This is a genomic window from Pelagibacterium mangrovi, assembly GCF_036662815.1.
GTDB lineage: Bacteria > Pseudomonadota > Alphaproteobacteria > Rhizobiales > Devosiaceae > Pelagibacterium > Pelagibacterium mangrovi.
Map to the genome: position 1 here is coordinate 128,960 of NZ_JBAFXA010000007.1, position 23,373 is coordinate 152,332.

A 23,373-nucleotide genomic window follows, 5' to 3' on the forward strand; every position below is an offset into this window, starting at 1 on the left:
ATCCTCACAGTGGAATGTTCCCGTGCTTTTTCATCGGGCCTTGCACAGCCTTGTGGCGTAGCGTCTCGAAGGCCCGCGCCACCCTCTTGCGCGTGTTGTGGGGCATGATCACATCGTCGATAAAGCCGCGCTCAGCGGCAACGAAGGGATTGGCGAACCGCTCTTCATATTCCCGCGTCCGATCCGCAATCTTGTCGGCCTCGCCCAACTCCGAGCGATAGAGAATCTCCACCGCGCCCTTGGCGCCCATCACGGCGATCTCCGCGCTCGGCCAGGCATAGTTCACATCCGCGCGGATATGTTTCGAGGCCATCACGTCATAGGCCCCGCCATAAGCCTTGCGGGTAATCACCGTCACCTTGGGCACGCTCGCCTCAGCATAGGCGAACAACAGCTTGGCGCCATGCTTGATGATGCCGCCATATTCCTGCGCCACTCCCGGCAGGAAACCGGGCACATCCACGAACGTCAGGATGGGGATTTCGAAGCTATCGCAAAATCTGATGAACCTTGCCGCCTTCTTGGAGGCGTTGATGTCCAAACACCCGGCCAGCACCATGGGCTGGTTGGCGACCACGCCCACCGTCTGGCCGTTGAGCCGGATGAAGCCGATCAGGATATTGCCGGCGTGTTCGCGCTGGAGCTCAAGAAAATCGCCCTCATCGGCAATTTTTTCGATCACCTCCCGCATGTCGTATGGCGTGTTGGCATTGGCCGGGACCAGGGTATCAAGACTGTCCTCGCGCCGGTCGACCTGATCGTTGGTCGCGACGCGCGGTGCCCGTTCACGGGTCGAAAGCGGCAGAAAATCGAATAGCCGCCGCACTTCCAGAAGCGTTTCGATATCGTTTTCGAACGCGGCATCGGCCACCGAGGAAATCCTGGTGTGCGTAGAGGCTCCGCCCAGTTCCTCATGGGTGACCGCCTCGTTGGTCACGGTCTTGACCACATCCGGGCCCGTGACGAACATGTAGCTGGTATCCTTCACCATATAGATGAAATCCGTCATGGCCGGCGAATAGACCGCACCGCCCGCACACGGGCCCATGATCACCGAAATCTGGGGCACGGCTCCAGACGCCTGAACATTGCGCCAAAACACCTCGGCATAACCGCCGAGCGAGGCCACACCCTCCTGAATACGGGCGCCGCCGGAATCGTTGAGCCCGATGATCGGCGCCCCGTTCTGCATGGCCAGATCCATGACCTTGCAGATCTTCTGGGCGTGCGTCTCGCTCAGCGAACCACCGAAAACCGTAAAATCCTGCGAAAACACATAGGTGAGCCGGCCATTGATCGTACCCCAGCCCGTCACCACCCCGTCGCCGGGAACGATCTGCTCGTCCATGCCGAACTCTCTCGTCCGGTGGGTGACGAACATGTCGTATTCTTCGAAACTGCCTGGATCGAGCAAAACGTCCAGCCGCTCGCGCGCCGTCAGCTTGCCCTTGGCATGCTGCGCGTCGATGCGTCGTTCGCCCCCGCCCTGCCGCGCCTGCTCCCGCCTTGCCTCAAGCGCATTGATCACCTCTTGCATCCCGGCCCTCCTTATCGCGCTCGACACTAACGCAATTTTCGCGTTTGGCGAGAGTCGAAGCTATTGAAAGTCCATGACATTCGCGGATCAGCGTTTTGGCTGGACGATCACGCGTCCCTTGACCTGACCGGCCAGTATTTTCTCGCCCACGGCCGGAAGCTCCTCGAGCCCGGTTTCGGTCACCATGCGCTCATAGGCGGAAAAGCTGAAAATGCTCGCCAGCCTTTCCCACGCCGCGACGCGGGTTTCATAGGGTTGCATGACGCTGTCGATCCCGGCCAGCGTTACACCGCGCAGGATAAACGGAATGACGCTCGCCTCCCAGGCGTCGCCCGCCGCCAGCCCGACCGCCGCAACGCAGCCGCCCTGGTGCATCTGCTTAAGCAGTTCACCCAAAGGCGCTCCGCCGACATTGTCCACGGCCCCAATCCACCGTGTGCCGAGCAGTTTTTTGGTTGAAGGCGCCAGCACATCGCGCCCGACCACCTGCGCCGCGCCCAGGGCACGCAACTCGTCGGCAAGATCGGGCCGGCCGCTCATGGCATGCACCTTGTACCCCAGGCGAGCGAGCAGCAGAGTGGCCATGGACCCCACGCCTCCGCCCGCTCCGGTGACGAGAATATCGCCATCGGCCGGTTTGATGCCGTCCGACTTCAAACGGTTGACCGCGAGCATCGCCGTCAGCCCCGCCGTCCCCAGAACCATCGCGTCCCGGGTGGACATGGTTTGGGGAAGTGGCACCAGCCAGTCGGCATCGACGCGGGCCCGCGTCGAAAATCCGCCCCAATGCCATTCGCCCACCCTCCATCCGGTGAGCACCACGGCCTGACCCGGATGATATCTCGGATCGCCGCTCTCGATGACCCGGCCGGCGAAATCGACACCGCCGATATGGGGATAGCTGCGCACCATCCCGCCCAGCCCGTGAAGGACCATTCCATCCTTGTAGTTGAAGCCGGCCCAGTCGATCCCGACCAGGACATTGCCCTCAGGCAGATCGCTTTCGTCGACATCGACGATTTTGGAGACGATTTTGCCGTTTTCAGTCTTGTCGGTAACCAGCGCCCTGAATGTCATTGAGTTCCTCCCCTGCGCCATCTCAACGCGATTTCGTGCCGGCGTCCAGTTGGTTTCGCTCACCCGACGATAACCGGCGACATTTCCCCTTCGGTATTTCGTCCCTCTCCGCGACGGCGCGGAACTCGGCTGCATATGGGCGCGTTCCGCTCGCGAGGATGGTTTTCGTGCGGAGAACCCGCGATCGGCAATTCGGCCGTAGCCACCGCGTCCCCGGCTGCGTCCGATAGGGAGGAGTGAACCGCTTACGTCCCGCAAGGAACGTGTTTGCGTCATTCCTCCCGCCCTCTTGGCCGCTAAGGCCATGGATCGTCGCGGTTTGCCCCTCCCGGATCGCGACGGAAGCCCGGTGGGTCATCCGCGATCGGCCGGGTTTCATCGGGGAGAGGGGAAAATGTCCTTGCCCGCCAATGCGGAAGGGCACCTCTCCCCGGAACTTTTCCCCAGCCTTTTCCGTCAGACTTGCCAGATGCCGCCGCGTGGAGCATTGTTCACTCTGTATGCGGCGTTAACTCTCTGGAAACCATGCCGCTCTTAGGGGCTATGTTTCCAGACCTGTGCGGGAGGCCACCATGATGACCACGCCACGCCTCGTCAGCCTGACCGCCCTTGCGGCCAGCCTGTTCATCGTCATCCTGACGATTACCCAAGCCAATGGATTGACGGGAGCGCCTGAAAGCGGCGTAACCAGCCTTGCCTGTTTCGATGCCGTCAGCCAAACCGGCTGCCAAGCCTCTGGCGCCACGACCCAGGCCAGTTTGCTGCGTTGAACTGAACACGTCTGGCCGGGACACCCTGGCCAGACCTTCGTAAAAGTTGAAACGAGTGGTGATGACGATGGCGTGATCGCAAGGTTCGCCAGCGATAGGAACTATTTGTTCTTTCGCGACATTGACCGGGCGGAGTATACGCAACAATCAGATCAGAGGTTATGCACGACACGGTTTCGGCTATTCTAGCCGCGGGCCCGGGCCCAGTAGCGCTTTTCGTCGATTTCGACGGAACGCTCGTCGATATTGCCCCCAGCCCGGACGCGGTCATAGTTCCGCCCGGTCTCCCCGACCGGTTGCGCTCTCTGTATTCAGCTCTCGACGGAGCCGTCGCCGTCGTCACCGGCCGAACCATAGACGCCATCGACGGCTTTCTTCCTTCGCAGCAATTTGCCGTCAGTGGCGGCCACGGCGCCGAACGCCGCCTGCTCGGACGCCGCGAAGCCGCCGATGTCCAAACCCTCAACGCCGCCGCCGCCATCGCCCGGCGCCTTGCGGATACGCTGGATGGGCAGACTGGCATTCTCATCGAACCCAAACCGACCGGCGTTGCCGTTCATTACCGCGCCGTCCCCGAAAAAGAGGCGATAGCGCGTGCGGCCATGGCGCGGGCGCTCGAAGGGTTCAACGATTTTCATGCGATTGCGGGCAAGATGGTCATCGAGGCAAGGCCGGAGGGGGCCAACAAGGGCTCGGCCATCGAGCGCTTGCTGCATGTTAATCCGTTCGCCGGCCGCACGCCCATTTTCATCGGCGACGACGTAACCGACGAGGACGGTTTCGCCGCCGCCGATCGCCTCGGCGGGTTCGGCATCAGGATCGGCGAGGGAGAGACCCGCGCCCGCTTCATCCTCGCCGATATCGCCCAGCTATACGACTATTTCGACGCCCTTATCGAAAGGGAACGAAACCGCGCATCGCACGCTTCCGTGGACACGGGCGTTCAGGAAGGCATGGTCAAATGAGCCGTCTCATCATCGTTTCCAATCGAATACCGGGAAAGGCTCCCGCCGCCGGCGGCCTCGCCGTAGCGCTCAAGAAAACGCTCTCCACCCGTGACGGGTTTTGGTTCGGTTGGTCGGGGGCGTTCTCCGAACGTCCGGAAAAAGAGGCTCGTTTCGAAACCATCGACGGCATGCGCATCGGTTCGATCGATCTCACGCGATCCGACCACCAATCCTATTATGCCGGCTTTTCCAACTCGATCCTCTGGCCCTCCTTCCACCTCCGGCTCGATCTCACCGACATCCAGTCGCACTGGTATGAAGGATACAGGCGCGTCAACGCCCAGTTCGCCGATGCAATCGCAAAGCACGTCCAACCCGGCGATATTATCTGGGTTCATGACTACCACCTGATCCCGCTCGCGACCGAATTGCGCCGCCGCAATATTCGCAACAAGATCGGCTTCTATCTCCACATCCCCTTCCCCACGCCCGACGCGCTGAACGCCATTCCCCACCACGAGGAATTGCTCAACGACCTGCTCGCCTACGATCTCGTCGGCATGCAGGCCCAGCGCGATGTCGCCGCCTTCAACGAATTCCTCGCTCATGAGGAGATGTATCGACAAGCGGGCGGGACCCCTGTCGAACTCGATCTCGGCGACACGACGATCGAAGCCTTCCCCATCGGCTCGGACCCCGATGCCTTCGCCAAGCTCGCCGTCAGCCCCAACGCGCGCAAGATGTACAAGAAAGTCGAGCGTGCCATGAACGGGCGCGCCATGATCCTGGGCGTCGACAGGCTCGACTATTCCAAGGGCCTCCCCCAGCGCGTGCAGGCCTATGAGAAATTGCTGGAAAACAACGCCAGCCTGCGCCGCGTGGTCCACATGATCCAGATCGCCCCGCCATCGCGCGATACGATCAAGGAATACCAGGTCATTTCCGATGAGCTGGATACGACGGTGGGACGGCTCACCGGACGTTTCGCCGAACCCGATTGGCTCCCGATCACCTATGTGAAACGCGCCTACGCCCAAGCGTCTTTGGCCGGTCTCTACCGCCTCGCCTGCGTCGGCCTCGTCACTCCCCTGCGCGACGGCATGAACCTGGTCGCCCATGAATATGTCGGCTCGCAAGACCCCGAAAACCCCGGCGTTCTGGTCCTCTCACGCTTTGCCGGCGCGGCCGAGATTTTCCATGACGCGCTGATCGTCAATCCCTTCGATACCGATGAGACGGCAGAAGCCATGCGCCGCGCACTGGCCATGCCGCTCGACGAGCGCAAGGAGCGCTGGCGCCATCTCTTCGAGGTGGCGCGCACCCATAACATCGAAAACTGGGCCGAGAGCTACCTCCGCGCGCTCACCGGCGAGACGACGGAAACCGGGGGCGACGACACTGAAAAGCCCGATAAGGACAGCAAAAATCCAATACTGCAGCGCACCACCACCGCGCTGGGCCATTCGACCGGAACGACGCTCCAGCGTCTGGCGCCACGTTTCCTGCTGCCGCCCTGGCTGCGGGCGGTTTTTTCGGCAATATAGACGCTGCCGTCATGGGGGATTTTCAGGTGCGATCAGCCAAGCCCGATTTCGATGCTTTCTTCGACAGCTACGTGGCCGCCTATAATCGCTCGCTCGGCGAACGCGTCGACGTCAAGGCGATCCGGTCCCATTTCTCGGAAAGCTTCATAGCCGCAGGTCCTGGATCGGTGATGACGGGCGACAATGACGAAGCCTTCGGAGAAACGCTCGAAAAGGGTTACGCCTTCTATAAATCGATCGGCACGAAAAAGATGGAAGTCACCGGGGTCGATGTGACCGATATCGATGACGGACACTCCCTCGCCAAGGTCCATTACAGAGCCGAATACGAAAAGGATGGCGAAACGATCGCCATCCCGTTTTCAGTTGCCTACATGCTCGAAGAGCGCGACGGCCATCTTAAAATCTTCGGCTTCGTGGCAGGAGATGAGATGGCCGTTTACCGTCAATATGGTTTGACACTCCCAGCCGAACGCTAGTCTCAGGGAGCGGCTGGCGTTTCCGTTTCCGCCGGTGTCTCGGCAGGCGCCTCCGTTTCGGCCGGTGCCTCGGCGGGTGTCTCTGCCGGCGCTTCGACCGGAGCGGTATTTTCAACCGGCGGGGCCGCCTCGGGTTCCTCGGGCGCCGGAGTGGAAAGTTCGGTCAGATCGTCACCGACCTCCTCGCCTGCGGTGGTGTCTTCAATGGTCTCGCCGGCGCCGGTTGTGGTCGCGGTGTCGTCATAGGTTGACGTGCTGAACCAATAGACCAGCGCAAAAAGGATCACGATCCCGATCAATCCAAAGATCAAGGCGCGCGTGTTCATCTTGCGGCTGTTGCCCTGCCGCATTTCGGTTTTGTTGAGCTCGGGCCCGTTGTCGGTCATTCCTGCATCCCTCGTGTGCCGGGACTCTGCCGCGCCCGTACGGGCCGCCGCGACGCGGTCGGCTTACCTTAACGCCAGTGCGGGGCTCCGCGTTCCCTTCGCTAGCGCCGCGAAAATAGGCAGGCGAAAAATAGCGTTCAACAACCCGCCAGAGAGGGTGCAATCATCCTTGCGCCGCGCTATGGGTGACGACATAGTGCATTTTGTCCAATTGGTCTAAATTTGACGTCAGATGAGCGCAACCGGCCGTGAACCGCTTTTGTCCCTCAAGGGGCTGACCAAGTCTTTCGGGACTTTCAAGGCTAACGATTGCGTGGACCTCGATATCTATCCTGGAGAAATCCACGCGTTGCTGGGTGAAAACGGCGCGGGAAAATCCACCTTCGTCAAGATGCTCTATGGCGCGCTCCAGCCCGACGAGGGCGAAATCGTCTGGCGCGGTAAGCCCGTTACCATCCCCAGCCCGGCCCATGCGCGCCAATTGGGCATCGGCATGGTCTTCCAGCATTTTTCGCTGTTCGAGGCCCTGACGGTAGCCGAAAACGTCGCCGTGGCCCTGCCCGGCACGAATTCGCTCAAAACGGTCGCCACCGAGCTTGAAGCCATTTCGCGAGCCTACGGCCTGCCGCTCAAGGCGGAAGCCTATGTCCACGATCTTTCGGTTGGCGAACGCCAGCGCATCGAAATCGTCCGCTGCCTCCTGGGCCACCCCGACCTCGTGATCATGGACGAGCCGACCTCCGTGCTCACCCCTCAGGAGGTCGAAGATCTTTTCGCCGTGCTGCGCAAGCTCTCCGCCGAGGGCAAGGCGATCCTTTATATCTCCCACAAACTCGAGGAAGTGCGGGTGCTCTGCGAACGCGCGACGATCCTGCGTCACGGCAAGGTCGTCGGCACTTGCGTTCCGCGCGAAGAATCCGCCGCCTCGATTGCCCGCATGATGGTGGGGGCCGACATTCACCAGATCCGGCCTGCCAGAACCCGACCCCACGGCGCCGAGCCCCTTCTTTCCGTCACCGATCTCTCGATGGAATCCCGCGACGTCTTCGGCACCCGCCTCATGAACGTCTCCCTCGATCTCTACCCCGGCGAAATCGTCGGCATCGCCGGCATCGCCGGCAACGGACAATCGGAACTTTTCGACGTCATCTCCGGCGAGCGGCCGGCCGGCCGCCCCGACCAGGTCAAACTGCTCGGCAAATCGGTAGGCCATGACGACATTTCCGCCCGTCGCGCCATGGGAGCGGTGTTTATTTCCGAGGAACGGCTCGGTCACGCGACGGTGCCCGACTTCGCCCTCAGCGAGAACGTCATCCTCACCCGCCACGGCGTCAATCCCAGCCTCAGGTCTGGCCCGTTTCTCAATCGCGACCGTGCGCGCAAACTGCTCGATGCCATCACCCAGACGCTCGATGTCCGCAAAAGCGCCGAAGACCCGGCCGCGCAATCGCTCTCGGGTGGCAATCTGCAAAAATTCATCATCGGCCGTGAAGTGCTCGAAGGCGCCCGCGTAATCGTCGTCAACCAGCCGACCTGGGGCGTGGATGCCGGCTCGGCCGCCCGCATCCGGCAAACGCTTGTCGATCTGGCCGCCGGCGGTGCCGGGGTTCTGGTCATTTCCCAGGATCTCGACGAACTCTTCGAATTCGCCGATCGCCTTGCCGCCATTGTCGAAGGCCATCTTTCCGCTTTCGAGCCCGTCGCCGCGACCAACCGAAACGCCATCGGCCTCAAGATGTCGGGCGCGACCGAAGGAGCATCGGCATGAGGCTCGAACTCATCAAGCGCGGCAATCCCTCACGCGCCCTGCGCTTTTTCTCGCCGCTGATCGGCCTTGCGCTGGCGCTCGTGACGGGCGCCATCATGTTCGCCATCCTCGGCCATAACCCGATCGAAGCGCTCTATATCTATTTCATCGAGCCGCTGACCGAGCTTTGGTCGATCCATGAATTGCTGATCAAGGCCGCGCCGTTGATCCTCATGGGGGCGGGCCTTTCGGTCTGCTATCTCTCCAACAACTGGAATATCGGTGCCGAAGGCCAGTTCATCATGGGCGCGCTGGCCGGCTCGATCTTTCCGGTGCTTTTCACCGACCTGCAAGGCCCGTTCGTCCTGCCCTTGATGCTCGCCTTCGCCATTGTGGGCGGAGCGCTATGGGCCTTTATCCCGGCCATTCTCAAGGCGCGCTTCAACACCAACGAAATCCTCGTCAGCCTGATGCTCGTCTATGTGGCCGAGCTGATCCTGGATTATCTGGTTCGCGGCCCATGGCGTAACCCCGGCGGCATGAACTTTCCTGAATCCGTGCGCTTTCATGAATTTGCCCGCATACCCGAATTGATGCCTGCCGACGGGCGCGCCAATTGGGGTTTCGTCATCGCCATATTGGTGGCGCTCGGCATTTGGCTGCTGCTCAGCCGCACCCTCAAGGGCTTTGAAATCAAGGTGCTCGGCGCTAGCCCGCGCGCCGGCCGTTTCGCCGGGTTCGACGCAAAAAAGATGGTGATCTTCGCCTTTCTGGTCGCCGGCGCCTGCGCGGGGCTGGCCGGCATCATCGAAGTGGCGGGTGCTTCGGGCCAACTCCGTCCCATTATCTCTCCAGGATATGGCTTTACGGCAATTATCGTTGCCTTCCTGGGGCGGTTGAACCCGCTGGGCGTCATCGTCGCCGGGCTGGTTCTCGCCCTCACCTATCTGGGTGGCGAGGCGGCGCAGATTTCCCTTGGCCTCTCCGACAAGGTTGCCCGCGTCTTCCAAGGCTGCCTGCTGCTTTACATCCTCGCCTGCGATACCCTCATTCACTACCGCATCCGCCTCACGCGATCGCCGAAACCGGCGGGGGAGATTGCCGATGCTTGAGTCGATCCTCCTGACCATCGCAACCGCAGCCACGCCGCTGCTTCTGGCCGCCATGGGCGAACTCGTGGTCGAGCGTTCCGGTGTGCTCAATCTCGGCGTCGAAGGCATGATGGTCATGGGCGCCGTCGGCGGTTTCGTCGGCATGATCCTGACGGGAAATCCGTATCTTGGCGCCATAGTCGGCGTTCTTTTCGGTGTCGCGCTTTCCTTGCTCTTCGCCGTCCTCACGCTGACCTTCGCGACCAATCAGGTCGCCACCGGTCTGGCGTTGACCATTCTTGGTCTCGGCCTATCCGGTCTCATCGGCGAGCCTTATGTCGGACGTTCGGCAGTCCGCATGCCGGTTCTCGATGTTCCCGTGCTCTCGGATTTGCCCATCATCGGCCGCCTGCTCTTCGGTCAGGACATAATATTTTATATATCGATTGCGCTGGTCGTCGGCGTCGCCTGGTTCCTGTTCCGCACCCGCGCCGGCCTCACGCTGCGCGCGATCGGCGACAACCACGCTTCGGCGCACGCGCTGGGCATCAAGGTCATCCGCTATCGCTATCTTGCGGTGATGTTCGGCGGCGCTTGCGCGGGACTGGCCGGCGCGCACTTGTCGCTGGTTTACACCCCCCAATGGACCGAGAACATGTCGGCGGGCCGTGGCTGGATTGCCCTGGCGCTCGTGGTCTTTGCCTCCTGGCGGCCCTTCCGCGTTCTCGCCGGGGCCTATCTCTTCGGCGCCGTCTCCATCGGCCAATTGCATGCACAGGCGCTGGGAGTGGGAATTCCCTCCCAGTTCCTCTCCGCCCTGCCCTATCTCGCCACCGTCATCGTTCTGGTCCTCATCTCCCAGAACCGGCGGCTGACGCTGATCAATACGCCTGCCACCCTCGGCAAAAGCTTCGTGCCGGATCGTTAATCAACAAGACACGCAAAGGAAGGAACCCATGAAAACGCTCCTCACCACCCTCGCGGCAGCCACCGCGCTTTCGGCCACCCTCGTCCCCGCCGCCATCGCGCAGGACGGTCCGGTGGAAGCCTGCTTCGTCTATGTCGGCTCTCACACCGACGGCGGCTGGAGCCAGGCGCACGACATCGCCCGCATGCAGGTCGAAGAGCATTTCGGCGAAGCCGTCGAAACGAGCTATATCGAAAACATCGCCGAAGCCAATTCCGAAGGCGCCATCGAACGCCTGGCACGCTCGGGTTGCGACATCGTCTTCACCACCTCCTTCGGCTTCATGGACCCCACGATCGCCGTAGCCGAACGGTTCCCGGACGTGCTCTTCGAACACGCCACCGGCTACAAGACCGCCGCGAACGTATCGGTCTATAATTCCCGTTTCTATGAAGGCCGCTACATCCAGGGCGTGATCGCCGCTTCCATGTCGGAAACCGGCACCGCTGGCTATATCGGCTCTTTCCCCATCCCCGAAGTTGTCCAGGGCATCAACGCCTTCATGCTCGGCGCGCAGTCGATCAATCCCGACTTTGCCGTCAAGGTCGTCTGGGCCAACTCCTGGTACGATCCGGGCGCCGAGGCCGATGCCGCCAAGGTTCTGATGGATCAGGGAGTCGATATCATCACCCAGCACACAGATTCCACCGCTCCCATGCAGGAAGCGGCGGCGCGTGGGATCAAGGCATTCGGCCAGGCTTCCGACATGATCGAAGCGGGTCCGGAAACCCAACTCACCGCCATCGTCGACACCTGGGCGCCCTATTATATCGAGCGCATTCAGGCGGTTATCGACGGCACCTGGGAAACCTCTGACCGCTGGGACGGCCTGGCCCAAGGCATCCTGACCATGGCGCCTTACACCAACATGCCCGAGGATATCTCCGCGCTGGCCGAAGAAACCGAAGCGGCCATCATTGCCGGCGATCTCGTGCCTTTTACCGGGCCGATCAACAAGCAGGACGGGTCGGTTTGGCTGGCTGAGGGTGAGCAGGCCGACGATGCGACGCTGCTCGGCCTCAACTTCTATGTCGAGGGGATCGACGACCAGTTGCCGCAGTAAACCGGGCGTTCTGCATTCAGGAAACGGCGGCAGCGATGCCGCCGTTTTTGTTTCTTGACCGCGCCGGAGCCGAGGACCACCATGGGCTTGAACGATAAGGGAAAATCATGACCGACGCCGCTACCCTCGCCAGGATGATCCGCGCCGGTCGGGGCCTTGAACCGGCCGATCTGGTGATCAAGAACGTCCGGCGGCTCGACGTGATTACCGGGGAGATCACGCTTACCGACATCGCGATCGTCGCCGACAGGATCGTTGGCATATCCGGCATATACGAGTCGAGATCGGAGATAGATGGCGGTGAACGCTACGCTGTTCCGGGGTTTATCGACACCCATCTGCATATAGAATCCTCGCTGGTCACCCCGCTAGAATTCGACCGGTGCGTTCTCCCCCGAGGGGTCACCACCGTCGTCTGCGATCCCCATGAGATCGCCAACGTGATCGGCGCGGCGGGGATAAGATATTTCCTCGACTGCGCCGAGCGCACGATCATGGACATCAGGATCAATCTTTCCTCCTGCGTGCCCGCTACCGCGTTCGAGACGGCGGGGGCGCGGCTGGAGATCGAAGACCTGCTGCCGTTCGCCGACCATCCCAAGGTCATCGGGCTAGCCGAAATGATGAACTTTCCCGGCGTTCTGGCCGGCGATCCGCAGATTCTAAAAAAGCTCGAAGCCTTTCAGGATCGGCATCTCGACGGCCATGCGCCGCTGTTGTCGGGCAAGGACCTCAACGGCTATCTCGCCGCCGGCATCCGCACCGACCACGAGGCGACCAGCGCCGCCGAAGCGCGCGAGAAACTTGCCAAGGGCATGGCGATCCTGATCCGCGAGGGTTCGGTTTCCAAGGACCTCGACGCCCTTGCCGAAATCCTCGATGAAAATACCTCGGCGTTCGTTGCGCTCTGTACCGACGACCGCAACCCGCTCGATATCGCCGAGGAAGGCCATCTGGACAGTTCCATCCGGCGGCTGATCGCCCATGGCTGCCCCCTCCATCACGTCTATCGTGCGGCGTCCCACTCGGCGGCTCGGATTTTCGGGCTCAAGGATCGCGGGCACGTCGCGCCGGGCTGGCGCGCCGATATCGTGCTGCTCGACAGTCTTGAGGAGTGCCGCGTCTCGGACGTGATCTCGGCGGGGCGGCTGGTGACGCCTGACCTCTGGCCGACGCGGGAAGCCGTCGCGCCGGTGGGGCTCGATTCCATGAAGGCGACGCCGGTCGAGCCCAAGACCTTCCTCACGCCAGCCGATCCTGACAAGAACGAAGTGCCGGTGATCGGGGTCAAGCCCGGCCTCATCCTCACCTTCCGCGAAAGCGCCGCGCTGGCCTCTGAAGGCGGGAGCCTGATGCCGGATACGGATGCCGATGTCATCAAGCTGGCCGTCATCGAACGTCACGGCATCAACGGCAATATCGGCCGGGCTTTCGTCAAAGGCTTTGGTCTCAAGCGCGGTGCCATTGCGTCATCGGTCGGCCATGACAGCCACAACATCACGGTGGTGGGCGTCACCGATGAGGATATGGCGCTCGCGGTCAATCGGCTGATCGAAATCGGCGGCGGGTTCGCCGTGGCCTGCGAAGGCGAAATCCTCGCCGACCTCGCGCTGCCCATCGCGGGCTTGATGAGCCTCGAACCCTTCGAAATCGTCATCGAACATCTCCAGCACCTGCGGCAGGCCGCCCAGGCGCTTGAGTGCACGCTGCCCGAACCCTTCCTTCAGGTGGCGTTTCTCGCCCTGCCCGTCATCCCGCATCTGAAGATGACCGACAGGGGATTGTTCGACGTGGACAAATTCGATTTCGTCTAACGCGCCAGTCCCGCTTCCACAGTCGTTTCGACGGGCGTTGCCGGATCTCCATCCACGGCCGCCTCGATGAGCGGCACCAGTCGGTCGAGAAGGTAGTTGAGGCTGAGCGGGGTGGCGAAAGAGAAGGCCCCCGAAAGGAGATAGTCGGCGAACACTTCCCGGCCCTCCTGATGGGCGGCGAGCCGTTCGCGCAGCGCGAGACCGCGAATCTGTTCGACATTGCCCGCGCCGATGATCCAGACTAGAAGGTCCGCTTCGAGCATCGTCAGGTCTTCCTGGGAGATTTCGACGTTGAAGTCTCCCTCGTCGCCAAGCGCATCGATCGCGTCGGGCGTGGCAAACCCGAGTTGTCCGAGAAGCTGGGCGCGAATATCGACGGAGCGATAAACGCCCGGGAAGGTGACATTGAAGGCGATCACCGCTTCCATGTCTCCCCATTCGGGATGTTCGGCAGCAATCGCGGCAATCCGTTCTTCGAGATCGTCCACCAGCCGATCGGCCTCCTCCCCCTGGCCGACAATCCGGCCCACGGTGCGAGCACGCTCGGCCCAGGGTGTGGAGTAATCGGTATATTGCGCTTCGGCGGCGATCACCGGCGCGATCCGGGAAAGCTCCTCATATTGTTCCTCGGTGATCCCCGAACCGATCCCCTCGATCACATCGGGTTGGAGCGCCGCGATCTGCTCGTAATTGATCTCGGTGAGCACGAACGGCTCCGCATCGCCCAGCGCATCCTGCGCCCACGGCCAGACCGAATGGGGAAACTCGCCATACCAATGCCGCAACCCCACCGGCACCACGCCCAGCGCCAGATAGTGGTCGGCTCCGCTATAGGTGAGGGTCACCACGCGTTCGGGCTGCTCTTCAATGACGGTGGTGCCGAAGCGATGCTCGAACGTCTGCGGAAACTCCTGCGCCATTGCAGGCAAGGCCCACGCCATGGCGATCACCATCCCCCAAATTCGTACCGCTCGTCCCATGCTGTCCTCCGCTTGATCCACGATGCCGATCCAGCATGTTCATGAATTAACATGACCGGACAAGTCAAGTTACGGATAACTTCTCATCGGGCTTGATTAAGCCGGTTTCCCCATTATCTGTTGTCACATGAACAAAGAGCGGTCTCGCCTCGAACGCCTTTTCCTCCGCCTCGAAGCGAGGTTTCCCCGCTTTGCGATGGTGATCTTTGTTCTGCGTCAGCCCTGGGCGATGCTCATCCGCATACCGCTCGGCATCGTGCTGGTGATCGGCGGGGTTTTGTCGTTCCTGCCCATTCTCGGCATCTGGATGCTGCCGCTGGGTCTGTTGCTGCTGGCCATCGACCTGCCGTTTCTGCAGCGCCCGATGAGCGCGACGGTGTTGCGTGGCGAGCGTCAGTGGAAAATCTGGCGCCGGAACCGCCGCGACAGGGCAGCCCCGCCCCATTCGTGAGCGCGGGGGTTAGTTCACAGACGGTATTTCTGGCAGATGCTGCGCTGGATTCCGGAAGGCCCTTCGAGCATAGCTCTCAGGGCGTTGAATCGAGTCCAAGTGATCGCCTCAACCACTCCGGCCCTAGCGCGCAGCCTTCTTTTCCCGGCGCTTTGCGTGCAGGATCGGCTCGGTGTAGCCTGATGGCTGTTCGGCCCCTTCGAGAGCGAGGGCGAGCGCAGCCTGAAAGGCGAGGGAAGATTCCGGGGTGTCGCTCATGCGTTCGTATGCCGGATCACCCGCGTTCTGCTCATCGACCACCTTGGCCATGCGGGTGAAGGTCGCGACCACCTCATCCTGCGTCACCACCCCGTGCCAGAGCCAATTCGCGATGGCCTGGCTGGAAATGCGGCAGGTGGCACGGTCTTCCATTAGCGCCACGTCGTTAATGTCGGGCACCTTCGAACAGCCGATGCCCTGATCAATCCAGCGCACAACATAGCCAAGAATCCCTTGCGCGTTGTTGTCCAGCTCGCGCTGGATCTCTTCTGCCGAAAGGATCGAGGGATCGAGCGCGGGCATGGAAAACAGCTCGCGCAGCGGCGGTATGGGCTCGTTGTGCCGGCGCTTCTGGGCCTCGAACACATCGACCTCGTGATAGTGCAGCGCGTGCAAGATCGCCGCCGTCGGGGATGGCACCCAGGCGCAATTTGCGCCAGCCTTGGGGTGCCCGATCTTTTGGGCCATCATGTCGGCCATATCGTCGGGCTTGGCCCACATGCCCTTGCCGATCTGCGCCCTGCCGGAAAATCCGCAGGCAATGCCGATGGTGACGTTGCGGTCCTCATAGGCCTGCAACCAACGCTCCGAGCGCACCTTGTCCTTGGGTAGGACCGGCCCGGCTTCCATTGCCGTATGGATTTCGTCGCCCGTGCGATCGAGAAAGCCGGTATTGATGAAGAACACCCGCTCGCGCGCCGCATGAATGCACGCCTTGAGGTTGGCCGATGTCCGCCGCTCCTCGTCCATGATGCCGATCTTGATGGTATTGACCGGCAGGCCGAGGATTTTTTCGACTTCGCCGAACACATTACAAGCGAACAGCACTTCGGTCGGCCCATGCATCTTGGGCTTGACGATGTAGATCGATCCCGTCGCCGAATTTGCCCGCCGCTCAAGGTCGTGCATGGCGCAGAGGGCCGTAATGAGGGCATCCATCACCCCTTCGCCGATGGGCTGGCCCTCGGCGTCGAGCACGGCATCGGTGGTCATGAGGTGGCCGACATTGCGCACCAGTTGCAACGCGCGGCCCTTGACCGTCAGCGAGCCGCCCGGGGCGGTATAGGTCCGGTCATCGTTGAGGCGGCGCGTGACGGTCCTGCCGCCCTTTTCGAACGTATCGGCCAGATCGCCCTTCATCAGTCCGAGCCAATTGCGATAGACGCCAACCTTGTCTTCCGCATCGACCGCAGCGACCGAATCCTCGCAATCCTGAATTGTAGTCAGCGCGCTTTCGACGATCACATCAGCCAGATGGGCGGGATGCTCGCTGCCGATCGGGTGGCCGGCGTCCACCACCAATTCCACATGCAGGCCGTGGTGCCGGAGCAAGATCCGCGTGACGTCACCGTCCTCCACATAGCCGACGAAGGCCTCGGGATGGGCAAGGCGAGCGGGTCCGTCCTGACTTTCGATCACCAGTTGCGCGGTGTCGCCGGATTGATCGACGCCATAACGCGTCACCGCCCAATGCTTGACGCCCAGGAGCGGAAACGCCTCATCGAGGAAATGGCCGACGCGCGCGAACACTTCTCCGCCGCGCTGGGGATTGTATTGAGCCGCCGGCGCCAGATCGCCCTCTTGCGAGATGGCATCGGTGCCGTAGAGAGCGTCGTAGAGGCTTCCCCAGCGGGCATTGGCGGCGTTGAGGGCATAACGGGCGTTGGAGACGGGGACGACAAGCTGAGGACCGCACAGGGTTGCAATCTCGGGATCGAGGTTTTCGGTTTCGATCCTGAAATCCTCGGGCTCGTCCTCGATATAGCCGATTTCACGCAGGAAATCCTCATAGGCCATAGGGTCCTTGGCCACCGGACCATTGTCCCGATGCCACTCGTCGATGCGGTTCTGCATGCCGTCGCGAATTTCCAGAAGCTCGCGATTGCCCGGCATATAGGTAGCGATCAATTCGGCAAAGCCCGACCAGAAGGCATCGGCGGTTACGGAAACACCGGCGAGCGCCTCGTTTTCAACGAATGAGGCTAAACGCCCATCGACCTTAAGGCCGGCGCGGATCACATAATCGCTCATTGCAACACTCCTGCTCATTTCCTGCTCGATAACCCGGCGATGGATTTTCGCCAAGCAGGGGCGGAAATCAGTTCCGCGATGTGGAAACTAGCTCAGCCGCGACTTGGCCGGTTCGCCCGCCACATAGGTTTCGGCCACCACGCGATCATCCCCGCAGGTTTGGAGCAGGAACAGCTCTTCCGACAAGCTCTCGACCTGTTCCATCTTGAGCGCCATATGCGGCAGGGCCTTGGCGTCGAGCACCACGATATCGGCATCGGCGCCCACTTCGAGCGAGCCGATCACATGGTCGAGCGACAGCGCCCGCGCATTGCCCAGCGTCATCATGAAAAAGCTCTCGATGGGCGACAGCCGCTGTCCGCGCAATTGCAGCACCTTGTAGCCCTCATCGAGCGTGCGCAGCATGGAATAGCTGGTGCCCCCGCCGACATCGGTCGCCACCCCGATCCGCACATTGCCGGCCATCATCCGCTGGCGGTCGAAAAGCCCCGAGCCGATGAACAGGTTGGACGTGGGGCAGAACACCGCGACCGATCCGGTTTCGTACATCACCGAAATTTCGCGGTCGTTCATATGGATGCAATGGCCGAGCAGGGTTTTGGGCCCGAGCAGGCCATAATGTTCGTATATCCCCAGGTAATCGGGGAGGTTGGGGTAAAGCTCTCTAGCGAATTCGATCTCGCCCAGGCTTTCGTTCACATGCGTCTGGACATAGGCGTCGGGGAACTCGCGCACCAGATCCTGGGCCATTTCGAGCTGTTCATGGCTCGAGGTCAGCGCGAAACGCGGGGTGATGGCATAGTGGAGCCGGTCCACGCCGTCCCATTTCTCCAAAAGGGCCTTGGAATCGTCATAGCTCTGCTGCGGGGTGTCGCGCAGACCTTCGGGGGCGTTGCGATCCATCATCACCTTGCCGGCGATCATCCGCATGTCGCGCTTTTGGGCTTCCTTGAAGAAGGCCTCGGCCGATTGGGGATGGACCGTGCAATAGACCGCCGCTGTCGTCGTTCCGTAGCGCACGAGTTCGTCGCAGAACGCCGACGCGATCCGGCCAGCATGGGTCATGTCGGCGAAGCGCTGTTCCTCGATGAAGGTATAGGTGTTGAGCCATTCGAGCAGGTCCTTGGCATACGAGCCGATGACCTGCATCTGCGGGTAGTGGACGTGGGTATCGATGAAGCCGGGCAGGATCAGGCCGGGCCGGTGGTCGATGATTTCGGCTTTCGGTGCCGTGAGCTTGAGGGCGTCGTTCCATTCGCCCACCGAGACGATCTTGCCCTCGTCGACAACCACGGCGCCATCCTCGATGTAGCGATAGCTGGCGTGATCGTCCGGGCTTTGGGGCTCGGCAATGAAGGTCAGCACGCGCCCACGCAATATCTTCGACGTCAAAAACTCTGCTCCCCTGTTACCGACTGGTACCAGACGACCAGCAATTCACGTTCCTGTTCGGTCATGAACGACACGTTTCCCGGCGGCATGGCGTGGCTGCGGCCGGACTGGATATAGATTTCGCGCGCATGCTCGGCGATCCGTTCGGGCGTATCGAGCCGCACGGCCTTGGGCGTTACCGCAACGCCCGGATAGACCGGCTCGGCAGTGTGGCACATGGCGCAACGTCCCATTACGATATTGGAAGCTTCAGCAAAATGCACGTCAGACATGAGCGCCTGCGCGGCGCGACTTGCCGCACCCGCATCGGCGCTGGTCTTGGGATAGCTCGACAACCAGACGATGCCGATGAACAGGATCAGCGCCAGCGCGAAAGTCCAGTGCGGGCGCTCGCCCGTCGCGTGCATGGTGTTGAAGAAGTGGCGGATAAGGACACCGATCAAAAAGATCAGGCCTGCGATGGCCCAGCTGTATTCGGTGGCGAAAGCCAGCGGATAGTGGTTGGACAGCATGAAGAACAGCACCGGCAGCGTGAGGTAATTATTGTGCACGCTGCGCTGTTTCGATTGCTTGCCCAGCGCTGGATCGGGCGCCTCGCCGGCCTTCATCGCGGCGACGATCTTTTTCTGGTTGGGGATGATTATGAAAAACACGTTGGCCGACATGATCGTCGCTGTGAACGCGCCCATGTGCAGGAACGCGGCGCGGCCGGTGAACACCTGCGTATAGCCCCAGGCCATGGCGAGGAGGATGAGGAACAGGACGATCATCAGCCCGTTCTGGCTTTTGCCGAGCGGGGATTTGCACAACAGGTCGTAGAGCAGCCAGCCGATTGCGAGAGAGGCCAGCGAAATGGCGATGGCCACCGGGGCATCGACGTCAAACACTGTGCGGTCGATCAGAAACAGATCGGCGCCGGCGTAATAGACGATGATGAGCATGGCGAACCCGGTCAGCCAGGTCGAATAGCTCTCCCATTTGAACCAGACAAGATGCTCGGGAAGGTTGGGCGGGGCGACCATGTATTTGTTGATGTGGTAGAACCCGCCCCCATGCACCTGCCACTCTTCACCCTGCACGCCGGCGGGGAGATCGGCGTGTTTGCGCAGGCCCAGATCGAGAGCGATGAAATAGAAGGACGAGCCGATCCAGGCGATGCCCACAATCACATGCGTCCAGCGCATGGCGAACGCCAGCCATTCCCAAAGCAGTGTGAAATCGCTCATCGGTTACGCCCCAATTGATGTGCCAAACGCCGCGCGCAGGATTTCGGCGGCCGTCAGCGCCGCGATGATTTCGGGCCGCTTGTCTTTGACCTCGGCCCCGCCGATGGGCATGATGAGCCTGTCGATCAGAGCCGTATCGTGCCCCATATCCGAGAGCCAGCTTTTGAAGGTGGCGCGTTTCGTCTTCGACCCGATCATCCCCACATAAAGCGCATCGCCCCGCAGCAGCGCTTCGGATGCGATGAGGAAATCGAGGCCGTGGTCATGGGTGAGGACGACGAAGCACGACTTGGCCGGCGCCTCGCGGACCAGCGCTTCTTGCACCGGCACGTGGCGGGCTTCCACCCCTTGGGGCACGCGATTGATTTCGGCGGCGCGGTTATCCACCAAAAGCGTGCGGAACGGCAGGAGCGACAGGGACTGACCCAACGCATTGCCCACATGGCCGGCGCCGAAGACATAAACATGGGTGCGAGCCGCGTACTCGGCCTCGGCCCGCGCGCGGAGGCTGCGGGCCATATCCTCATCGATGGCGCGCATGCCAATGGCGACGCGGCCACCGCAGCATTGGCCGATTTCGGGGCCGAGCGGGATATCGAGCGCGGCGGCGGCTTCGCCGGAGGCAAGAGCTTCCCGCGCGCGGGCGATCGAGAGGAATTCGAGCTGCCCGCCGCCGATTGTTCCGATTTCTGCATCGCGGGAAACCAGCATCCAGGCGCCGGCCTCGCGGGGGGTGGAGCCTTTGGTTTCGGTGACTTCCACGAGGACCGCTTGGCCGTGGCGGTCGAGGAAATCGCGGAGGTGGTGCGGGGTGATGCTCATAGGTCGCACCTTGACGGAAGCTCAGCGCACCCCTCATCCGACCGCTTCGCGGCCTGCCATTCGAGCATAGCTCTCATGGCCTTCTCGCCTCCAATCGTGCCACCGGCACGATTGGCCAAAGGACAGCTCGAAGTCTCCCTCAAGGGGAGAAGGGTAGCTCTTGGCCAAGGGTTAAGGAAATCATTGACGCTGCAAAGAAAGCCCCCCTCTCCCCTTGAGGGAGAGGGGATGGGGGTGAGGGGTGCGCGGCCTCTCGGCTTCCAGCGGCTTTCGTGATGCCCCCTCACCCCTTGGCCTCGCGCTTGAGCCGTTCCACAGTCATCAGCACGCGTTCCGGCGTGGCGGGGGCGTCTATTCGGGGGGCGATGCGGTAGTCGGCGACGCTGGCAACGGCCATCGAGATGGCCTCCAGCACCGAGATCGCCAGCATGAAGGGCGGCTCGCCCACCGCCTTGGAGCGGCGGATAGTCGGGGCGCGGTTTTCGGACCATTCGGCGAGCTTGACGTTGAACACCTTGGGCACATCCGAGACCACGGGTATCTTGTAGGTCGAGGGCGCGTGCGTCCGCAGTTGGCCCTTGCCGTCCCACCAGAGCTCCTCGGTGGTGAGCCACCCCATGCCCTGGATGAACCCGCCCTCGATCTGGCCGATATCGATGGCGGGGTTGAGGGATTTGCCCACATCGTGCAGCACGTCCACGCGCTCGACCATGTATTCGCCGGTCAGCGTATCGACGACGACTTGCGAACACGCGGCGCCATAGGCGAAATAAAAGAACGGCTTGCCCTTGCCGGCGGCGCGGTCCCAGTGAATGTCGGGGGTCTTGTAGAAGCCGGCGGCAGAGAGCTGCACGCGGGCGAGATAGGCCTGATCGATGAAATCGGCCCAATCATAGCGCTGGTTGCCGACCATGACGCAATTGGGTTCGAACGATATGGCGTCCTCGGGGACGTTGAACTTTTCCATCGCGAACCGAACGAGGCGATCCTTGATCTGTTCGGCGGCGTTGGCGGCGGCCATGCCGTTCAAATCCGAGCCGGAAGAAGCGGCGGTTGCCGAGGTGTTGGGCACCTTGCCTGTGGTCGTCGCGGTGATCTTGACCATGTCGAGATCGATCTGGAAGCAATCGGCCAGGATTTGGGCAACCTTGATGTAAAGCCCCTGCCCCATCTCGGTGCCGCCGTGGTTGAGATGCACCGAGCCGTCCCGATAGACATGCACCAGCGCCCCGGCCTGATTGTAGGCGGTGAGGGTAAAGCTGATCCCGAACTTGACCGGCGTCAGCGCGATGCCGCGCTTGAGCACGCGGGACGTCTCGTTGAACGCGACGATCTCCGCCCGATGCTGGCGGTAATTGGCGCTGGTTTCGAGCTCGTCGATGAGACGGGCGATGATATTGTCCTCGATGGTCTGGTGGTAGGGGGTGACGTTCCTGTCCCTCTCGCCGTAGAAATTGGCCTTGCGGATATCGAGCGGGTCCTTACCGAGCGCATAGGCGATCTCCTCGATCCACCGTTCGCACCCCACCATGCCTTGCGGCCCGCCGAACCCCCTGAACGCGGTGTTGGAGACGGTATTGGTCTTGAGCGGCTGGGAAACCAGCCGGACGTTGGGATAGAAATAGGCGTTATCGGCGTGAAAGAGCGCCCGGTCGGTCACCGGGCCGGACAAATCGGCGGAGAACCCGCAACGCGCCGCATAAACCGCGTCGACGGCCTCGATGCGGCCATCGTCATCGAACCCCACATCGTAGTCGACAACGAAATCATGCCGCTTGCCGGTGGCGATCATATCGTCATCGCGGTCGGGGCGGATCTTGACGGCGCGGTTGAATTTTTTCGCCGCAATGGCCGCGACGACGGCGAACAGATTTCCCTGCGTCTCCTTGCCCCCGAACCCACCGCCCATGCGCCGGACGACGACGTTGACGGCGTTGGAGGGGATGCCAAGCGCGTGGCTGACCATGTGCTGGACTTCGCTCGGGTGTTGAGTGGAGGAATGGACGGTGACGTCCTCGTCTTCCCCCGGCATAGCGAATGCGATCTGGCCTTCGAGGTAGAAATGGTCCTGCCCGCCCATGGCCATCGAGCCGGTGATACGGTGTTTGGCGGCGGCGAGGCTGGCGGCTACGTTGCCGCGTTCGAGCTTCATGCCGGGCGTAACGAGGGTGCCGCCGGCCTCACGCGCGGCGGCGATATCGGGGATTGAAGGCAGATCGGTGTAGCGTACTTGGGCCAGCTTTGCCGCCCGCCGCGCGGCTTCGCGGGTAGTGGCGATGACGGCAAATAGCGGCTCGCCGTGGAACTCTACCTTGGTTTGGGCAAAGATCGGTTCGTCATGCTTGCCGGGCTGCGAAATGTCGTTGTGGCCGGGAATGTCCTCGGCGGTAAGGACACCGACGACACCGGGGGCCGTGCGAACCGCAGCAAGATCGAGGGACTGGATTTCGCCGTGGGCACAGGTGGACAGGCCAAGATAGGCGTGGAGGGTGCCGGCGGGTTCGAGCATGTCGTCGATATATTCGGCGGTGCCGGAAACATGCTTGTGGCCGGAATCGTGCTTCTGGGGCTTGTGGACGCCGCCGCGGATGGTGGGTTTGGGGTCGAGGGCGGTCATGGGATAAGCTCGAGCGTTGTGGTGCGCGGACGCTCGGCGCCCCCCTCATCCGACCGCTTCGCGGCCACCTTCTCCCTCAAGGGAAGAAGGGAAGACGCGGGCTGCATCGCGATAAGAACGGAAGCGCTGCCAGAGGAGCCCCCTTCTCCCTTTGAGGGAGGAGGGTTGGGGATG

At 61.9% G+C, this 23,373-nt stretch carries 19 protein-coding genes; 10 read left to right on the plus strand and 9 right to left on the minus strand.

Annotated features, from left to right (window positions below; translation table 11 throughout):
* Nucleotides 1-4: 4 nt before the first annotated feature.
* Together V4T21_RS13680 and V4T21_RS13685 are read right to left on the minus strand one after the other, a co-directional pair.
* A complete protein-coding gene (locus V4T21_RS13680; RefSeq protein ID WP_332717730.1) occupies nt 5-1,537 on the minus strand; it encodes an acyl-CoA carboxylase subunit beta in 1,533 nt (510 codons plus the stop codon).
* An 87-nt stretch (nt 1,538-1,624) separates the two neighbouring features.
* Nucleotides 1,625-2,614 (minus strand): acrylyl-CoA reductase family protein, encoded by a 990-nt coding sequence (locus V4T21_RS13685; RefSeq protein ID WP_332717732.1) that lies wholly within the window; start codon nt 2,612-2,614, stop codon nt 1,625-1,627.
* Between the two features lie 572 nt (nt 2,615-3,186).
* On the opposite strand from V4T21_RS13685, the gene V4T21_RS13690 reads away from it, so the two are divergent.
* The 4 genes from V4T21_RS13690 (at nt 3,187) to V4T21_RS13705 (ending at nt 6,354) form a co-directional block, all read left to right on the plus strand.
* On the plus strand, nt 3,187-3,384 hold the full coding sequence (locus V4T21_RS13690; protein ID WP_332717734.1) for a hypothetical protein: 198 nt from the start codon (nt 3,187-3,189) through the stop codon (nt 3,382-3,384).
* Nucleotides 3,385-3,545: 161 nt separating this feature from the next.
* Entirely contained in the window at nt 3,546-4,349 is an 804-nt protein-coding gene (gene otsB, locus V4T21_RS13695) for a trehalose-phosphatase (protein WP_332717736.1), read from the plus strand.
* Nucleotides 4,346-5,875, plus strand: a complete 1,530-nt coding sequence (locus V4T21_RS13700; RefSeq protein ID WP_332717738.1) for an alpha,alpha-trehalose-phosphate synthase (UDP-forming) — start codon at nt 4,346-4,348, stop codon at nt 5,873-5,875. The genes otsB and V4T21_RS13700 overlap by 4 nt, the downstream gene beginning before the upstream one ends.
* A gap of 26 nt (nt 5,876-5,901) precedes the next feature.
* Nucleotides 5,902-6,354, plus strand: a complete 453-nt coding sequence (locus V4T21_RS13705) for a DUF6841 family protein (protein WP_332717740.1) — start codon at nt 5,902-5,904, stop codon at nt 6,352-6,354.
* A gap of 2 nt (nt 6,355-6,356) precedes the next feature.
* Here V4T21_RS13705 and V4T21_RS13710 read toward each other — a convergent pair whose 3' ends face one another.
* Nucleotides 6,357-6,740 carry a hypothetical protein gene (locus tag V4T21_RS13710; protein ID WP_332717742.1) on the minus strand — a complete coding sequence of 128 codons (384 nt, stop codon included), beginning with the start codon at nt 6,738-6,740 and terminating at the stop codon, nt 6,357-6,359.
* A gap of 232 nt (nt 6,741-6,972) precedes the next feature.
* On the opposite strand from V4T21_RS13710, the gene V4T21_RS13715 reads away from it, so the two are divergent.
* From V4T21_RS13715 to ade, 5 genes are all read left to right on the plus strand, one after another.
* Nucleotides 6,973-8,508, plus strand: coding sequence for an ABC transporter ATP-binding protein (locus tag V4T21_RS13715; protein ID WP_332717744.1), 1,536 nt, complete (start codon nt 6,973-6,975; stop codon nt 8,506-8,508).
* Nucleotides 8,505-9,599, plus strand: a complete 1,095-nt coding sequence (locus V4T21_RS13720; RefSeq protein ID WP_332717746.1) for an ABC transporter permease — start codon at nt 8,505-8,507, stop codon at nt 9,597-9,599. Before V4T21_RS13715 ends, V4T21_RS13720 begins: the two co-directional genes overlap by 4 nt.
* Nucleotides 9,592-10,506 carry an ABC transporter permease gene (locus tag V4T21_RS13725; protein ID WP_332717748.1) on the plus strand — a complete coding sequence of 305 codons (915 nt, stop codon included), beginning with the start codon at nt 9,592-9,594 and terminating at the stop codon, nt 10,504-10,506. The genes V4T21_RS13720 and V4T21_RS13725 overlap by 8 nt, the downstream gene beginning before the upstream one ends.
* A 28-nt stretch (nt 10,507-10,534) precedes the next feature.
* Nucleotides 10,535-11,608 carry a BMP family ABC transporter substrate-binding protein gene (locus tag V4T21_RS13730; RefSeq protein WP_332717750.1) on the plus strand — a complete coding sequence of 358 codons (1,074 nt, stop codon included), beginning with the start codon at nt 10,535-10,537 and terminating at the stop codon, nt 11,606-11,608.
* Nucleotides 11,609-11,715: 107 nt separating this feature from the next.
* Entirely contained in the window at nt 11,716-13,422 is a 1,707-nt protein-coding gene (gene ade / locus V4T21_RS13735) for an adenine deaminase (protein WP_332717751.1), read from the plus strand.
* Here ade and V4T21_RS13740 read toward each other — a convergent pair.
* Nucleotides 13,419-14,402 carry an ABC transporter substrate-binding protein gene (locus tag V4T21_RS13740; RefSeq protein WP_332717753.1) on the minus strand — a complete coding sequence of 328 codons (984 nt, stop codon included), beginning with the start codon at nt 14,400-14,402 and terminating at the stop codon, nt 13,419-13,421. The two genes, ade and V4T21_RS13740, sit on opposite strands and share 4 nt — an antisense overlap.
* Nucleotides 14,403-14,598: 196 nt before the next feature.
* Between V4T21_RS13740 and V4T21_RS13745 the strand changes: the two genes are divergently transcribed.
* On the plus strand, nt 14,599-14,853 hold the full coding sequence (locus V4T21_RS13745; RefSeq protein ID WP_332717755.1) for a hypothetical protein: 255 nt from the start codon (nt 14,599-14,601) through the stop codon (nt 14,851-14,853).
* 123 nt (nt 14,854-14,976) lie between these two features.
* Here the strand turns inward: V4T21_RS13745 and V4T21_RS13750 are convergent, their stop codons facing one another.
* The 5 genes from V4T21_RS13750 to xdhB all read right to left on the minus strand — a co-directional run bounded on the left by V4T21_RS13750 (nt 14,977) and on the right by xdhB (nt 23,199).
* Nucleotides 14,977-17,142, minus strand: a complete 2,166-nt coding sequence (locus V4T21_RS13750) for a malate synthase G (RefSeq protein WP_332717757.1) — start codon at nt 17,140-17,142, stop codon at nt 14,977-14,979.
* An 87-nt stretch (nt 17,143-17,229) separates the two neighbouring features.
* Complete coding sequence (gene guaD, locus V4T21_RS13755) at nt 17,230-18,534, minus strand: guanine deaminase (protein WP_332717759.1); 1,305 nt, start codon at nt 18,532-18,534, stop codon at nt 17,230-17,232.
* Nucleotides 18,531-19,760, minus strand: a complete 1,230-nt coding sequence (locus V4T21_RS13760; protein WP_332717761.1) for a urate hydroxylase PuuD — start codon at nt 19,758-19,760, stop codon at nt 18,531-18,533. The genes guaD and V4T21_RS13760 overlap by 4 nt, the downstream gene beginning before the upstream one ends.
* Nucleotides 19,761-19,763: 3 nt before the next feature.
* Complete coding sequence (gene xdhC, locus V4T21_RS13765; RefSeq protein ID WP_332717762.1) at nt 19,764-20,582, minus strand: xanthine dehydrogenase accessory protein XdhC; 819 nt, start codon at nt 20,580-20,582, stop codon at nt 19,764-19,766.
* 283 nt (nt 20,583-20,865) lie between these two features.
* Nucleotides 20,866-23,199 carry a xanthine dehydrogenase molybdopterin binding subunit gene (gene xdhB, locus V4T21_RS13770; RefSeq protein ID WP_332717764.1) on the minus strand — a complete coding sequence of 778 codons (2,334 nt, stop codon included), beginning with the start codon at nt 23,197-23,199 and terminating at the stop codon, nt 20,866-20,868.
* Nucleotides 23,200-23,373 lie beyond the last annotated feature (174 nt).

Bases quoted from the DNA above. Each gene is read 5' to 3' on its own strand.
- V4T21_RS13680 (WP_332717730.1), bottom strand. From the start codon at position 1,537: ATGCAAGAGGTGATCAATGCGCTTGAGGCAAGGCGGGAGCAGGCGCGG.
- V4T21_RS13685 (WP_332717732.1), bottom strand. From the start codon at position 2,614: ATGACATTCAGGGCGCTGGTTACCGACAAGACTGAAAACGGCAAAATC.
- V4T21_RS13690 (WP_332717734.1), top strand. From the start codon at position 3,187: ATGATGACCACGCCACGCCTCGTCAGCCTGACCGCCCTTGCGGCCAGC.
- otsB (WP_332717736.1), top strand. From the start codon at position 3,546: ATGCACGACACGGTTTCGGCTATTCTAGCCGCGGGCCCGGGCCCAGTA.
- V4T21_RS13700 (WP_332717738.1), top strand. From the start codon at position 4,346: ATGAGCCGTCTCATCATCGTTTCCAATCGAATACCGGGAAAGGCTCCC.
- V4T21_RS13710 (WP_332717742.1), bottom strand. From the start codon at position 6,740: ATGACCGACAACGGGCCCGAGCTCAACAAAACCGAAATGCGGCAGGGC.
- V4T21_RS13715 (WP_332717744.1), top strand. From the start codon at position 6,973: ATGAGCGCAACCGGCCGTGAACCGCTTTTGTCCCTCAAGGGGCTGACC.
- V4T21_RS13720 (WP_332717746.1), top strand. From the start codon at position 8,505: ATGAGGCTCGAACTCATCAAGCGCGGCAATCCCTCACGCGCCCTGCGC.
- V4T21_RS13725 (WP_332717748.1), top strand. From the start codon at position 9,592: ATGCTTGAGTCGATCCTCCTGACCATCGCAACCGCAGCCACGCCGCTG.
- V4T21_RS13730 (WP_332717750.1), top strand. From the start codon at position 10,535: ATGAAAACGCTCCTCACCACCCTCGCGGCAGCCACCGCGCTTTCGGCC.
- ade (WP_332717751.1), top strand. From the start codon at position 11,716: ATGACCGACGCCGCTACCCTCGCCAGGATGATCCGCGCCGGTCGGGGC.
- V4T21_RS13740 (WP_332717753.1), bottom strand. From the start codon at position 14,402: ATGGGACGAGCGGTACGAATTTGGGGGATGGTGATCGCCATGGCGTGG.
- V4T21_RS13745 (WP_332717755.1), top strand. From the start codon at position 14,599: ATGGTGATCTTTGTTCTGCGTCAGCCCTGGGCGATGCTCATCCGCATA.
- V4T21_RS13750 (WP_332717757.1), bottom strand. From the start codon at position 17,142: ATGAGCGATTATGTGATCCGCGCCGGCCTTAAGGTCGATGGGCGTTTA.
- V4T21_RS13760 (WP_332717761.1), bottom strand. From the start codon at position 19,760: ATGAGCGATTTCACACTGCTTTGGGAATGGCTGGCGTTCGCCATGCGC.
- xdhC (WP_332717762.1), bottom strand. From the start codon at position 20,582: ATGAGCATCACCCCGCACCACCTCCGCGATTTCCTCGACCGCCACGGC.
- xdhB (WP_332717764.1), bottom strand. From the start codon at position 23,199: ATGACCGCCCTCGACCCCAAACCCACCATCCGCGGCGGCGTCCACAAG.